The sequence below is a fragment of the Brevibacillus brevis genome (assembly GCF_900637055.1).
In the GTDB taxonomy this organism is placed as follows: domain Bacteria; phylum Bacillota; class Bacilli; order Brevibacillales; family Brevibacillaceae; genus Brevibacillus; species Brevibacillus brevis.
Map to the genome: position 1 here is coordinate 2,672,566 of NZ_LR134338.1, position 13,570 is coordinate 2,686,135.

11 protein-coding genes are annotated in these 13,570 nt (G+C 48.6%); 7 read left to right on the top strand and 4 right to left on the bottom strand.

The window, feature by feature from the left end:
• Nucleotides 1–61: 61 nt before the first annotated feature.
• Entirely contained in the window at nucleotides 62–2,341 is a 2,280-nt protein-coding gene (locus tag EL268_RS13335) for a S8 family serine peptidase (RefSeq protein ID WP_106656477.1), read from the top strand.
• A gap of 51 nt (nucleotides 2,342–2,392) precedes the next feature.
• Here the strand turns inward: EL268_RS13335 and EL268_RS13340 are convergent, their stop codons facing one another.
• A complete protein-coding gene (locus EL268_RS13340; RefSeq protein ID WP_106656476.1) occupies nucleotides 2,393–4,030 on the bottom strand; it encodes a PucR family transcriptional regulator in 1,638 nt (545 codons plus the stop codon).
• Between the two features lie 132 nt (nucleotides 4,031–4,162).
• On the opposite strand from EL268_RS13340, the gene EL268_RS13345 reads away from it, so the two are divergent.
• Together EL268_RS13345 and EL268_RS13350 are read left to right on the top strand one after the other, a co-directional pair.
• Nucleotides 4,163–5,671, top strand: coding sequence for a CoA-acylating methylmalonate-semialdehyde dehydrogenase (locus EL268_RS13345; protein WP_106656475.1), 1,509 nt, complete (start codon nucleotides 4,163–4,165; stop codon nucleotides 5,669–5,671).
• Between the two features lie 31 nt (nucleotides 5,672–5,702).
• Nucleotides 5,703–7,067, top strand: coding sequence for an aspartate aminotransferase family protein (locus EL268_RS13350; protein WP_106656474.1), 1,365 nt, complete (start codon nucleotides 5,703–5,705; stop codon nucleotides 7,065–7,067).
• A gap of 83 nt (nucleotides 7,068–7,150) precedes the next feature.
• On the opposite strand, the gene EL268_RS13355 is transcribed toward EL268_RS13350, so the two are convergent.
• Nucleotides 7,151–7,474: a MazG nucleotide pyrophosphohydrolase domain-containing protein gene (locus tag EL268_RS13355; RefSeq protein ID WP_106656473.1), complete on the bottom strand. Its 324-nt coding sequence runs from the start codon at nucleotides 7,472–7,474 to the stop codon at nucleotides 7,151–7,153.
• 95 nt (nucleotides 7,475–7,569) lie between these two features.
• Between EL268_RS13355 and EL268_RS13360 the strand changes: the two genes are divergently transcribed.
• The 3 genes from EL268_RS13360 to EL268_RS13370 all read left to right on the top strand — a co-directional run bounded on the left by EL268_RS13360 (nucleotide 7,570) and on the right by EL268_RS13370 (nucleotide 11,064).
• Complete coding sequence (locus EL268_RS13360) at nucleotides 7,570–8,151, top strand: LOG family protein (protein WP_106656472.1); 582 nt, start codon at nucleotides 7,570–7,572, stop codon at nucleotides 8,149–8,151.
• A gap of 167 nt (nucleotides 8,152–8,318) precedes the next feature.
• Nucleotides 8,319–9,620, top strand: coding sequence for a hypothetical protein (locus EL268_RS13365; protein WP_106656471.1), 1,302 nt, complete (start codon nucleotides 8,319–8,321; stop codon nucleotides 9,618–9,620).
• A 184-nt stretch (nucleotides 9,621–9,804) separates the two neighbouring features.
• Nucleotides 9,805–11,064, top strand: coding sequence for a hypothetical protein (locus EL268_RS13370; protein WP_106656470.1), 1,260 nt, complete (start codon nucleotides 9,805–9,807; stop codon nucleotides 11,062–11,064).
• Nucleotides 11,065–11,074: 10 nt separating this feature from the next.
• Here the strand turns inward: EL268_RS13370 and EL268_RS13375 are convergent, their stop codons facing one another.
• Together EL268_RS13375 and EL268_RS13380 are read right to left on the bottom strand one after the other, a co-directional pair.
• Nucleotides 11,075–11,503 (bottom strand): hypothetical protein, encoded by a 429-nt coding sequence (locus EL268_RS13375; protein ID WP_106656469.1) that lies wholly within the window; start codon nucleotides 11,501–11,503, stop codon nucleotides 11,075–11,077.
• Nucleotides 11,504–11,512: 9 nt separating this feature from the next.
• Complete coding sequence (locus tag EL268_RS13380) at nucleotides 11,513–12,025, bottom strand: hypothetical protein (RefSeq protein ID WP_106656468.1); 513 nt, start codon at nucleotides 12,023–12,025, stop codon at nucleotides 11,513–11,515.
• Nucleotides 12,026–12,211: 186 nt separating this feature from the next.
• On the opposite strand from EL268_RS13380, the gene EL268_RS13385 reads away from it, so the two are divergent.
• The gene (locus tag EL268_RS13385; RefSeq protein WP_106656467.1) at nucleotides 12,212–13,558 is read left to right on the top strand and encodes an NAD(P)-dependent oxidoreductase; all 1,347 of its coding nucleotides are present in this window, start codon (nucleotides 12,212–12,214) and stop codon (nucleotides 13,556–13,558) included.
• Nucleotides 13,559–13,570 lie beyond the last annotated feature (12 nt).

The following is a 13,570-nucleotide window of genomic DNA, read 5'->3' on the forward strand; positions in this document are numbered from 1 at the left end:
TGACAATTCACCCTTTCTCTTATAATGGATAGAAATGGTTCCATTATGCCATGGGGGAAGGGTGTTTGGTTTGCGAAAAAAATGGCAGGCAGCTTTATGCACGACACTTGTTCTGACACTTTCGTTGGAGGGCATTCCGGCGGATGCCAAGCAAGAGGGAGAGCGTCGGGGCAATATCCAGATCGAAGCGGATAAGGGTCTTGCACTGGACAAGCTTTCGTCAAAAAAGAGAGAGTCTGAGCTCGTCGTTATTCAGTTATCTGGTCCTGTTCGTGAGGGGTGGAAAGAAGAACTGGAAGATATCGGCGTCACGCTTGGTGATTACATACCGGATTTTGCATTCATCGCGAAAATGGAGGATGAACAGGTCAGAAGGGAAGTCGAGGACCTGTCTTTTGTCGAAGATGTTATGGCCTTTACACCGAAGTCAAAGGTATCGTCCGAGCTTCGCTTTTCAGGAGGCAACAGAGAACGGGTCGAGGTTGCTGTCATCGGTTTCAATCAACGGGTGGACATGTATCGAGCGATGACGGAAATGAACGAGGATCAAGAGATACGAGACATTCAAACGCCAGAAGATGCTCCCCATATATCAATCGCCAAGATGGATCAGGAAACGATTGAACAAGTGATCGAATCAGATGATGTCATTGCTGTCGTCCCTGTGCCGGAAAACAAGCTGCACAATGATGTGGCAGCTACCATCATTCATTCGGACAAGCTGGCCTCGACAGGGTACACAGGCAAGGGACAAATTGTCGGAGTTGCCGATACCGGAATTGATACTGGGAAGCTTCAAACGATGCATCCAGATTTTAAGGGCCAAATTGAGAAGCTCATTTCTCTTGGCCGACCGAATGATGCCAGTGATGTCCACGGTCATGGTACACATGTAGCCGGTTCCATTGTGGGCACAGGAGAAGCATCAGATGGACAATATAAAGGAACAGCACCGGGTGCGAAGCTCGTTTTTCATTCCATAGAGAACGCGAAAGGGAAGCTCAATACGGATGTCGAGACCATATTGCAAGAAGCATACGAAGAGGGAGCCCGCATTCACTCCAATTCATGGGGGACGAATGATAAGGGAGAGTACAGCCTTTCATCGCTTCTGTTTGATCGCTTTTTATGGGAGCATCCAGATATGACGGTGCTTATTGCGGCTGGAAACGATGGCGAGAAAGGCTATAAAACGATTGGGAGCCCAGCCACTGCTAAAAACGTTATCGCCGTTGGCGCCACGGAAAATGTTCGACCCACATTGGGGAAAACCTCCGATAAAGCGGACGACGTGTGGGTATCGAGCAGTCGCGGTTTAACAGACGATGGGCGTTTGAAGCCCGATATTGTCGCGCCTGGTACTGCGATCTTGTCCACGCGCTCTTCACTGGCACCGAGCAAACATTTCTACAAGCGTTTTAATGAACATTACGCGTATATGAACGGCACAAGCATGGCTACGCCGATTTTAGCGGGCGGTGTAGCGCAAATTCGGGAATTTTTGCAGGAAGAAGGGGAAAAAAATCCGAGCGGTGCATTAGTAAAAGCCATGCTGTTGACGAGTGCAGACAACTTGGATGAAGACATGCGAGAGCAAGGCTTCGGTAGAGCCAATCTGGAGCAGGCGATTGAAACGAACTACAAGGACGAAAAGGATGGCATTCGCACGCGTGAAAAAGTAACATATAAGGTCAAGGTCTCGGATGATTCCAAGCCTTTGGCCATTACGCTTGCGTGGACGGATTATCCTGCTGCCATTGTCGCAAAGCGTGCGCTTGTCAACGATTTGAATCTGAAGGTGACGACACCAAGTGGAGAAAAACTGAACGGCAACGATTTTTTTGAGGCCCCGTACAACGACGAAGTGGACAATCTGAACAACGTCGAGCAGGTATGGATTACCGAGCCGGAAGAGGGAACCTACACGGTGACGGTCGAGGGCTATAACATCCCGAAAGGGCCTCAGCCGTTTGCGCTAGCGACAACGGGAAAATGGCAAAAGACCGATGACGAGGAAGAGGAAGAGGAAAAGCCGCCAGTTGTAGACAAAGAACCTGCGCGAACAGGGAAACTGACGAAGAAGCAGAAAAGCATGGAGTATTTGATCCGCGTTAATGAACCTGGTGATTTGGAATTGTCCGTAGAGTGGGAAGAGGATGCCAATATTGATTTGTACGTATATAACAGTCGTTCACAAGAGCTTGCTGCTGCAACAAGCACCGACAATCCAGAACAACTAACGGTGAATCTTGGAAAATCCGGTCTGTACAATATTCGCGTTGTGTTGACGGATGGAAAACAAGCGAAGTATCGCCTGTATATGAAAAAGCCAGGAAATTAAATAACAGACACAACCTTCGTCTTTTGATCGGATGGAAGGTTGTGTCTTTTTTTACTGATGTTGCTCTTCTTTGCTTAGCCAGTCCCGTGCTCGCAGGGCGATTTCCAGACAAATCCTGTTTTGCGTTGCCGTGTAATCCTCACCGAGAATTTCTTCAATTTTTTCCAAGCGATGATAGAGCGTTTGACGATGAATGAACAGTTTTTCCGCAGCCTCCTGCTTGGACAGGTTAACATCCAAATAGACACGCAGCGTATGAGCGAGCGAGGAGCCGTGTGCTTGGTCATGGGCGAAAAGCGGGCCGAGGTAATCGCTTATGAAGGTCTTTAACACAGGCTCACTAGGCACGTGGAACAGGAGTCGGAACAATCCGAGATCAGCGAAAAAGGGACTGGATGATTCCTGATAAAAAGCGAGTGCCTGTTCCGCCTCCGCGAGATGTCGTCCAGCGTCTGACAACCGTTTTCCGGCTCGACTGACACCCATCCAGATTTGGACATCTGCTCCTAGCATTTGCGTCATGATTCTTTTGACATCGTGAAAGGCTTTTTCCAGGGTACGCCGGGAATCTGCAAGCGGCTGCTGCTCGATCAGCAAAAAGTAGAAGCGATGGCCCATGCAGCGTATGAAAGGACGAAAGCGATGGCGAGTCAATAGCGAACGGAAGATAGCTGTCAAGTCGTGCGGCGGAAGGGAGTCCTCGACCAGGTTCTTCGACTTCTCAAAGGACAGAATGATCATGTGATATGTTGAGGCTTTACCGCTGCCTGTTATACCGAGCAAGGAACGCATTTGTTCTTCCGGTATGGAGCGGTTGGCAATCAAGTCATCAAACAGCCGGTTTTCGGTAGCAAGCGCCTGTTCCTCCACAAACATCTTCCGCATTAAAATTTGGGCCATCGCGCTGACTGTATTGTCTAAGGTCAGAAGCAAATACTCATCCGGACTGCGTTCATACAAGACAATGCCAACATAGGCGAGCACATGCCCCATCGCCACCACGGGTTGATAGGCAAGCTGCCTGGTCGCAGATAGAGTAAGGAAGCGGACGCCAGCTTCACTACTATCCAGTTCGGAAAAATGAGACCGCATCAAATCGCTCATCTCCACTGCAACATCATGTGGTACCACCGGGGCAAATTGTGTGGAGCCATCTGGTGCGTAATAGAAGACCTGCGTCTGAACAGCGACCTGAAAATGCTGCAATAGCTTAGGCGTGCCCGCTGCCTGCAGACTGAGCTGCTGCAAACTGCGAGAGTATGCTTCGAGATTGCGAAGTGCTTGCATCTGCGCATGAATCAAATGCTCGTGCAAATCTTGCGTGATGTCGACAAAGCGGACAGGCTGGTGAAAAACGAGCAACGGAAACTGGTGGTGATTCGCCAGCTCTAGCATATCTTCAGGGATCGAGGGGATGTAACGTCCCAGCTCGATGCACAGCCCGACTGCTTTTCGCCGAATGAGTTCGGTTAAATACGCGAGTCGCTTTTCCTTTTCTTCGCCAAATCCTAGCCCGGTTGATAGAATCAGTTCGCCGCCATTTAAAAACTGTCCCGTATCGGCAGTCTCCAAGACGTGAACCCAGCGAACAGGACGGGACAGTCCACGATGCCCCGCCACTACTTGGGCATGTTGAAACAATGGACGCTTGATGATATCTGCAATGGTCAGGCGCAAATCGTTGCTCATCAGGATCACCTCTTCTTTTTACACTCTGTATGATTAACCCTACGTAATGCGTTACGCTTTGTCTAGTGCTGACAGGCATTATTTTTGGATAAAATGGAATTGTCAATCAATTGAACGTGAGGAGTTGAAGGGATGAACACAGCTATCGTTGGAAATCCATTGAAAAACTACATTGGGGGGCAGTGGGTAGATTCACTGACGACACGTTTTGAGGATGTACCCAATCCGGCAACAGGAGAATTGTTGTCACGCGTGCCACTGTCGACGAGAGAAGATGTGGACAAGGCTGTTGCTGCTGCGAAGGAAGCTTTTGTGAGCTGGAGTGCTACCCCTGTCGTAGATCGCGCGCGGATTATGTTTCGTTTTCATAGTCTTCTCGTAAAGCACGAGGATGAACTCGCCCGAATGATTACCATGGAGAACGGCAAAAATCTGCCTGAGGCACAGGCGGAGCTCTTGCGTGGGCTGGAAATGGTAGAGTTCGCTTGTGGGATGCCGACACTGATGATGGGGGAAACATTGCCCAATATCGCAAACAGCATCGACAGTCAGGTGATCCGCTTTCCGTTGGGGGTAGTGGGCGGGATTACACCGTTTAACTTCCCTGTGATGGTCCCGATGTGGATGTACCCGATCGCGATTACCGCAGGAAATACGTTTGTACTGAAGCCCTCGGAGCGGACGCCGCTGTCTTCGATTCGGATTGCCGAACTGCTAAAGGAAGCGGGGTTGCCAGACGGTGTATTCAATGTCGTAAACGGAGCGCATGATGTCGTCAATGGTCTGTTGGAGCATCCGGACGTAAAAGCGATCTCCTTCGTCGGCTCGCAGCCAGTTGCGGAATACGTGTACAAGACAGCAGCGGCGAACGGGAAGCGTGTGCAAGCACTGGCTGGGGCGAAAAATCACCATTTGGTCATGCCTGACACGGATTTGAAGCGCGCAGCAAAAACGATTACGAGCTCAGCATTCGGCTGTGCAGGAGAGCGGTGTATGGCAGCCAGCGCTGTAGTAGCTGTCGAGGAGATTGCCGATGAGCTGATCGCGCATTTGATCGAGGAAGCCAATGCTCTTGCGATGGGAAATGGTTTGGAGGAGGGCATCGATCTCGGGCCTGTCATCCGTGATTCGCACTTGTCCAAAGTACATGACTACATCGAAAAAGGTGTCGTTGCTGGTGCCGCGCTGGTTCGCGATGGTCGCGAGGATGCGAAAAGGCTGCCCGATGGTTACTTCCTCGGGCCGACGATTTTTGACAAGGCAGATGCCGAGATGGTCATTGTCCGCGATGAGATTTTCGCGCCTGTCCTGATTGTCATGCGTGTGAAAGACTTTGAAGAGGGCTTGGAGACGATCAGCCGCTCGCGTTTTGGCAATGGGGCGACCATCTATACGAACAATGGAAAATGGGGAAGAGAATTCGTTCAGCAGGTGGAAGCGGGTATGGTCGGTGTCAATGTAGGGGTGCCTGCTCCGATGGGCTTCTTTGCTTTCTCAGGCTGGAAGCAGTCCTTTTACGGTGATTTGCATGCCAATGGAAAAGATGGCGTCCTCTTTTTTACGAAGAAAAAAACGGTCACATCCAGATGGTTCGAAGATGGCGATACCAGTATTGGCTCGCAAAAAGTTTTTGTAAAATAACCTCTTACGAAAAAATAAGGAGGATTGCGCGATGGAGCAAGGACAAGTGACAAAAGATTTTGATAAAGAGAGCTTGCTGGATGCCGACCGTTCGCATATGTGGCACCATATGTCCCCCTACAATCCCAATCCGATGATCGTAACGGAAGCGAGCGGATCGTGGATCACCGATATCGACGGGAATCGGTACCTGGATGGAATGTCTGGCTTGTGGTGCGTCAACGTTGGCTATGGCCGACAGGAGCTCGCAGACGCCGCTTACGAGCAGTTGAAGCAATTGGCTTATTTTCCACTCACACAAAGCCACGTCCCTGCTATACGTCTATCCGAGAAGATCAGCGAATGGCTTGGGGAGGAGTATCGGGTTTTCTTTTCCAACAGCGGCTCGGAAGCGAACGAGGTCGCATTCAAGATTGCCCGTCAATATCATCATCAGAACGGGGAGCCGGGACGTTACAAATTCATTTCGCGACATCGCGCTTACCACGGGAATACGATGGGGGCTCTCGCTGCAACAGGTCAATCCATACGCAAGGAAAAATACGAGCCATTGGCGCCTGGCTTCCTTCATGTACCGCCGCCTTACTGCTATCGTTGTCCGGCTGGAAAATCGTACGGCAAGTGCAATCTGGAGTGCGCCCAATATTACGATCAAGTGATCAATTGGGAAGGCGAAAAGACAGTGGCTGCCGTCATTATGGAGCCAACCATTACTGGGGGAGGTGTCCTCGTTCCTTCGCCGGAATACATGCCAAAAGTACGGGGAATCTGCGATAAGTACGGCGTGTTGATGATCGTAGACGAGGTCATCTGCGGATTCGGTCGCTCCGGTCAAAAATTCGGCCACCAAAATTTCGGAATCAAGCCAGACATCGTGACTATGGCCAAAGGCATTACGAGCGCCTACCTGCCGCTTTCCGCAACGGCTGTGCGGGCCGAAATCGCAGACAAATTCAATGAGCAAGGGAATAATCTGCATTTCCGTCATGTCAATACGTTCGGCGGCAATCCGGCGGCATGCGCACTCGCTCTAAAAAATCTCGAAATTTTAGAAGAAGAAAAACTGGTGGAGAGAGCGGAGGAACTCGGTGCAGAATTGCGTGCCAAGCTGGCGTTTCTCGCAGATCATCCATACGTTGGAGACATTCGCAGCTTCGGCTTCCTGATGGGGATCGAGATGGTTGAGGATCGCAAAACGAAGGAACCTGCGGCGCCAGCGAAATTGACACAGGTGATTGCGGAGTGCAAGAAGCGTGGGCTAATCATCGGGCGTAATGGCGACACCATTCCGAGCTTCAATAATGTGCTGACACTCTCGCCACCGTTTACCACGACGAGTGATGATATCGATTTTATTGCGCAGGTTATGAAGGAAGCTTTCGATTCATTGGAGTAGGAGTAGCTTGGACGAAAAGACGAATAGATGAAAGCAGCGGCAGACTAGGAGATGCGAAAATCCTAAGCTGCCGCTGTTGTTATTTAACGATGGAGCTGATAGCGCTTTTGCAGCTTCGCTTGATGTGCTTCTAATATCTCCTCAAAAGGAACCTCATATTGGTTTGCCAGCAAGATTAAATTCCCGAGTACATCGCCCAACTCTTCCACCAGCTCCTGCCGAGCTTCTGCTGCGGGTTTTTCCCCTTCATCAGGACGATCTCGCCCAATTTCAATGGCGCGAACAGCTCTTGCCAGCTCGCCAGCTTCTTCCATTAGAAAACCTACACGAATAAACGGACCGTACCCTGTCCATCCGCGTTCTTGATAAAAATCTCCGACCCATTTTTGAAACTCAGTGATATTCACGTATATCTGTCCCTTCCTGATTTTAGTATAATTATAATACACGCAAAGAAATTTAGGAAAAGCCATTCTACTTCAACAAGTTTTGGGAGGATGAAATGAAACGTATTTGTGTTTATGCAGGTTCCAATCCTGGAGTAAATCCACTTTTTGAGCGGTGTGCACAGGAGTTGGGAAAAGAACTGGTCGCTCGTGGTCTTGAATTGGTCTATGGTGGTTCCAGCATGGGACTGATGGGGCGCGTTGCAAATGCAGTACTGGAAGGCGATGGCAAAGCGATCGGCGTCATGCCTACAGGATTGTTCCGCGGAGAAATCGTACATACAGGGCTGACAGAATTGCATGAGGTACTGACGATGCACGAGCGCAAAGCGAAAATGATCGATTTGTCTGATGGCTTCATTGCTTTGCCGGGCGGATTGGGTACCTTTGAAGAAATTTTTGAAGTGGTGAGCTGGGGTCAAATTGGCATTCACCAAAAGCCAATCGGACTCTTGAACGTGGATGGCTACTATACGCCGTTGATGCAGATGGTAGAGCATGCGACTGAGGCCGGATTTATTCCCGCTATGCAGGGCGAATTGATCCTGTGTGAGAGTGATCCTGCTGTTTTGCTAGATCGTATGCGAGATTACACACCGCCAGTGAAAGTAAACAAATGGTCGGAACTGGATAAATAAGAACGTGCAAAAAATAACCCGAAGCCCTCCATTTGTAGGAGGAATTCGGGTTATTCTAGTTATTGACAGGATGAATGCAGGAGTGTTAATGTAGTTGATTATATCCCTAGTAAACGCATAGGAATAATATTAATATGACTCGTCTTCATACGTCAGGAGGATTCTTCATGAACAGACCAGCGAAATGGCTACAACTCTCCACTTCAGCTGCCGTACTCTCAGCGGCGCTTGTTTTTCCAACTGCAGTCGGTGCTGCAACGAAAACAACGGTGGAAGCACACGTAGAGTGGAGCAGCTTTTTACAGCAGCAATACGGTGTGACTTTTGAAAAGACGGTAACTCGCGAGCAATTTGAGAAAGCGTTGCTCAAGATCGTATCTACTACGACAAGTATAGCGGAAAAAGACTTGTCAGCCAAAACTTTCTTGCCTGCATCCAAAGATGCCTCCAAGTTGGTTGTATGGGAAGCAGTCAGTGCTGCCGCAAAAGCTGCTGAGTTAAAAGAGCTCGGGTATACATATAGCGAGGAAAAAGTAGCGGCTGCCTTGAAGAAAGCAGGAATTTCGTACAAAAAAGGCGGCACGCTTACTTTGCAGGCTGCACAAGAGCTGGCTGTGGCCATTGACACGGGGTTTGTGTCCGCCAATGCTTTGAAGTCAGCTTCTGTAGAAGGGGCAGTATCCGCAGAGCTTGCGAGTCAATTGCTAGCCAAAGTAGCAGAGTTCCATGGCTCTGCCAAAAACTATTTGGGCACAACCGCCGATGAAGAGATTTTTGGCAAGCTCGCACAGGCGTGGAACGAATCGCAAATCATTAAAGCCGGTGAATTGCAAGAGCTCGTAGACAAAGGCTTGAAGCAAAATCTGATTACTGGCTACAATCTGAAGGATGCCGCATTTGATCCTCATTTTGATCCACAGCGCACGATTACGTATGGGCATAGTGATATCGCTCACGCCATTCAATTAATCGGTTTGTTAAAAAGTGAAGGGGTCCATGCCAAGGTTCAATTTGAGCCGAAAACATCTGCCTTCATTTACTTGAAGGAATGGGGAGAGCCCGTTCAAACAGCCGATTATCAGGTGGTGCAGATTGAAAACGGCAACTACATTGCGTATGCCAAGGAGTACGATCTCAGTCTGGAATTCGACAGTTTAGAAGAGAAAGAGAAGTTCCAGCCACTTGTTTTGAAATATGCCAAACGAGATCAAGAGGACATGACCGGATTGCTCAAGGCCTCTTGGTGGCAGCCGCTTTATCATTCCCGTACGGAACTGGCGGATTATGCTGTCATTACGAACAACGTATTAAAAGATAGCCGTTATGTCGTGCAGTCTTTCTCCCTGAATGAAGAATCACCAAAAGTCGTGGAAGGCTTTCAAAAGCTGAATGACAAAGTAAAGGTAGAGACATACAAATTTTGGGTAGATCAACCGTTCTTCAATTATCTCAACGGCGAATCGAAGTAAATACCGTGCATCGAAAAGCGTCCTTCCCTTCAAAAATCGGGGAAAGGACGCTTTATTCTGTTACATTGATAACGGATGAAAAAACTTTTTAGCGGATTTTGTCTATTTCTGGTATAATTTAGGGATAATCGTTGATTTATGGAGACGGTTATATAGTCATGCTGATAGTTTGGGAGGGAATGAAGTGAAAAAGAAAGCGACAATGCTACTGTTGTCCTGCTGTTTGTACGCTTCGACAGCATTCGCAGCAAGCGCATCAACGACAATACCAACCACTCCGCAAAGCGTTACAGGAACATCCGTGCAGGCACCAGCAGATTTGTCAAAAGGGCTGCTCGTGAATACCTTCACTTCCCATCAGTGGAAACAAGATTCGCTTTCGAAGCTACTGGGGAAATCCGTGAAAGAATTTGATGACTATGTGTATTATCCACAAGGAATCAGTATGAAGTGGGACGAAAACAAGCAAGCGTTTGCCGTTCTCGTGGAACCTTCTTATAAAGGCGAAGTTGTAAAAGGTATTACGACCTCCCAAAGAAAAGACGAGATTGTCCGAGTCTTGGGTAAACCACACTTTATGGATGAAAAGCTTGAGTTGATTGGCTATGCGGAACAGGGCTACCACTTGTTTTTCACGTTTGCTCAGGATAAAGTAAAAGCCATTTCCATTTATCGTCGTGACCAGATCGCCGATACGAAAGCACTAGTTGATATGGCTAAAAATTTGCAAGACTATGGTGAAAAATTAGGGGCACCCGCTGAATATGCTGATTTTTCTATCTTTGGTGCATGGGGTAAGCCGGATTTTTCGTACCACCTCAGAGGAATCGGTACATACGCGTGGGAATACCCATCCAGAGGCATCGCCTACGATGGTATGCCAGATGATGCAACGCTAACCATCTACAGTAATTTTCCGAGCAAAGACAAGCTCGCTGATTTAAAAAACGTAAAAAATGTCGTCTTTTCCAAAGAAGATGCTCTGTTCCTGATCGAGAAAATGAGGATCGAAACCGAAAAAGAAAAAATCGAATTGGCGAAAAAAGCTGGAATCCCATCACCAGACAAGAAAAAAATCGCGGTGATTGATTCAGACAATTTGTACAATAACGCGAATATTCGATTTTATCAGCCAGACTACACACCGCAAGCTCAACTGTTTCCAGGTTATTTTATCGATGAAGTAACATGGCTGGACAACAACTGGGTCTTGTATCAGACAATGATGGGTGTGGGAGTTTATCATGTTACTACCCATGAAAAGATAGAAATTGTAGGGATGGAGAAAAAGGCAAACGAGCCGTTTGATATGCTGGATGTCAATACAGTCAAGCCTGATCTGACGAAAAAAGCAATTGTGTTTGAAGTCAGCATGAAAGAGAAGAAACAAACTTACACGGTACGCTATCAAATCACGGGAGACAAAATCAAGTTCTCCTGGTAGAGAGAAGGGACTATCGTTCCTTTTTGGCGCTGATGGGCGAGCGGGTTGCTTCCTTCTCGGCCAAATAAGAGCGCATGCCTCGAACGAACAACTCACGAAGGACTTCCTGCTGCGTTTTGCTGCTGACGAGAGACCGAATGAGCTCCAGCTCAGCTACCAATTCTGAATCAAGGTGAAGGTTGACAGTCTTCCCTTTGGTTCGCGGGTGCAGTTCGTAGTATTCCGCTGATTTTTTTACGATTCCTTCGATGACAATAGCTTCGTCCAACCATTCCTGGTTGGGGATATACAAGCATGGTGCTTCTAAAATAATATGGGTCAGTTCTTCGCTAAAACGAATGGCGAGGGTCTGGCCCTTTTTTTTATGCAAGTCGCGGATTTGTCGTGATCTCTCTTGATTGGCAACTGTATTTTCCAGCGTGATTACGGCCAGTTCCATAGTGCCTCCTTACGGGATGAGCAGTTCTTCTTCAGGTACCGCCAACAATACTTCTCCCGTTTTTTCCAATTGGACTTGGTAGGTGAAGTGCTGATCGCTTCGCTCGACGGAGGTGATGATTCCCCAGCAGCATGTGCTGTCTCTTCTGAGCTGGACACGATCCAAAACCTCGTAGCTCGGGCGAAGATACCCTTTTTTATATAGATAAGTGAGTACGGATTCGCGAGGAAAAAGAAAGCGTTTGTTTCCTTGTTTACTGACCAAAAGGGGAAAGGTCTCCCGTTCGTCTATCCAATCCCCTAAATAGCCTTGATCTGCCCAGCGTTTGACGGTAGCCATACTGCCGACACGGCCAGCTTTTGTCTCCAGGATGTTCAATATTTCGCGTGAAGAGAGAAACGCTTTGCGCCTTTCGAGTTGCGTCAGGTAGTTTTTGCGCTCGGTTTCCAATTGGCTGAGAAGCGCATGTGCATCCGCGATTTTTTGTTTCACTACCCTGATTTCCAGGTCGTAATCCTTCATACGGGACGGCCCTTTCTTCCTTGTTTGTTTTTATCCTATTCGAACATGAAATCATTCATGTCAATCCAAGCAGATTGATTTCGTTTCCTTCCTAGGCAAATACGAAATGTAACAATCATAAAAAAGCGATTTCGCACATTGATTAATAGCAAGCATGTATAGATCTGGTGAGGAGGTTGTGGACAGATGAGCATTCCCAATGAGCTCGCGAAAAATTTCGTGGAAGTCGTGCCTGCCCTAAAACCGAAGGAAGCCATCGATGAGGCGAATCGCTGCTTGTATTGCTACGACGCACCCTGTATTAAGGCTTGCCCCACGTCGATTGACATTCCTTCCTTCATCAAAAAAATTGCGACCGGGAATTTGTTCGGATCAGCCCGGACGATCATGGAATCGAATCCCGTCGGGGCGAGCTGTGCGCGCGTATGTCCAACCGAGGAGCTGTGTGAGGGTGCCTGTGTACTCCATTCAGCTTCCAAGCCGATCATGATCGGGCTTCTCCAGCGTCACGCGACAGACTGGGCAATCAAAAATCAAGCAACGCTTTTTTCAAAAGGCGAAGCAAATGGAAAACGGGTAGCTATCGTTGGAGCGGGCCCGGCGGGATTATCAGCAGCGCGTGAGCTTGCGCGTCTCGGCTACGCAGTTACGGTATTTGAAGCCAAAGAAAAGGCAGGAGGATTAAACACGTACGGTATCGTCTCTTTCCGGTTGCCACAGGAAATTTCGCTATGGGAAGTAGAGCAAGTAGAGGCATTGGGGGTAGAGATACGTACCAATACACGGATCGGCGTGGATGTAGCGCCAGAAGAGCTGTTGGAGCAGTATGATTCCGTCCTGCTGGCAGCGGGTATGGGCAATGTCCCTCAGTTGAATATCCCGGGAGAAGATTTGGAAGGCGTCCTCGATGCGATTGCACTCGTGGAGGAGACCAAGACCAAGCCACTATCAGACGAAATGCTCGGCAAAAAAGTCGTGATCATCGGTGCGGGGAATACGGCGATTGACGCTGCCACCTGTTCCAAACGGCTGGGTGCTGACAATGTCCAGATTTTGTACCGACGGACTGTTCAGGAGATGTCCTGTTATCAGTTTGAGTACGAATTCGCCAAGCAGGATGGCGTAGAATTCCGCTGGCTCGTTGCCCCAACGCGTGTACTGGCGGAAAACGGTCGAGTGAAGGGCTTGGAACTGGTGCGAATGGAGCTGGGTGAGCCGGATGAGAAAGGAAGAAAGCGTCCAGTAGAAATTCCAGGCAGTCATTTTGTCATCGAAGTAGATTATGTCGTCAAAGCGATCGGACAAAACAGACATCTGTCTTTGATTGAATCATTTGGGCTTCAACACCGCAATGGGATTGTCGAGGTCGAGGAAGGCACCTATCGAACCTCCCATGTCAAAGTTTACGCGGCGGGCGATATGATTTTTGGTGGAGGCAAGACAGATGCGATGGTAGTCGATGCAGCCAACCACGGCAAGCGAGCCGCTCATGCCATCCACCAAACGCTCCGTGATCAAAAACAGCCAGTATAAAGGAGGAGACCT

Coding starts and splice junctions, on each gene's coding strand:
- EL268_RS13365 (WP_106656471.1), top strand. CDS start 8,319: ATGAACAGACCAGCGAAATGGCTACAACTCTCCACTTCAGCTGCCGTA.
- EL268_RS13385 (WP_106656467.1), top strand. CDS start 12,212: ATGAGCATTCCCAATGAGCTCGCGAAAAATTTCGTGGAAGTCGTGCCT.
- EL268_RS13360 (WP_106656472.1), top strand. CDS start 7,570: ATGAAACGTATTTGTGTTTATGCAGGTTCCAATCCTGGAGTAAATCCA.
- EL268_RS13350 (WP_106656474.1), top strand. CDS start 5,703: ATGGAGCAAGGACAAGTGACAAAAGATTTTGATAAAGAGAGCTTGCTG.
- EL268_RS13375 (WP_106656469.1), bottom strand. CDS start 11,503: ATGGAACTGGCCGTAATCACGCTGGAAAATACAGTTGCCAATCAAGAG.
- EL268_RS13340 (WP_106656476.1), bottom strand. CDS start 4,030: ATGAGCAACGATTTGCGCCTGACCATTGCAGATATCATCAAGCGTCCA.
- EL268_RS13345 (WP_106656475.1), top strand. CDS start 4,163: ATGAACACAGCTATCGTTGGAAATCCATTGAAAAACTACATTGGGGGG.
- EL268_RS13380 (WP_106656468.1), bottom strand. CDS start 12,025: ATGAAGGATTACGACCTGGAAATCAGGGTAGTGAAACAAAAAATCGCG.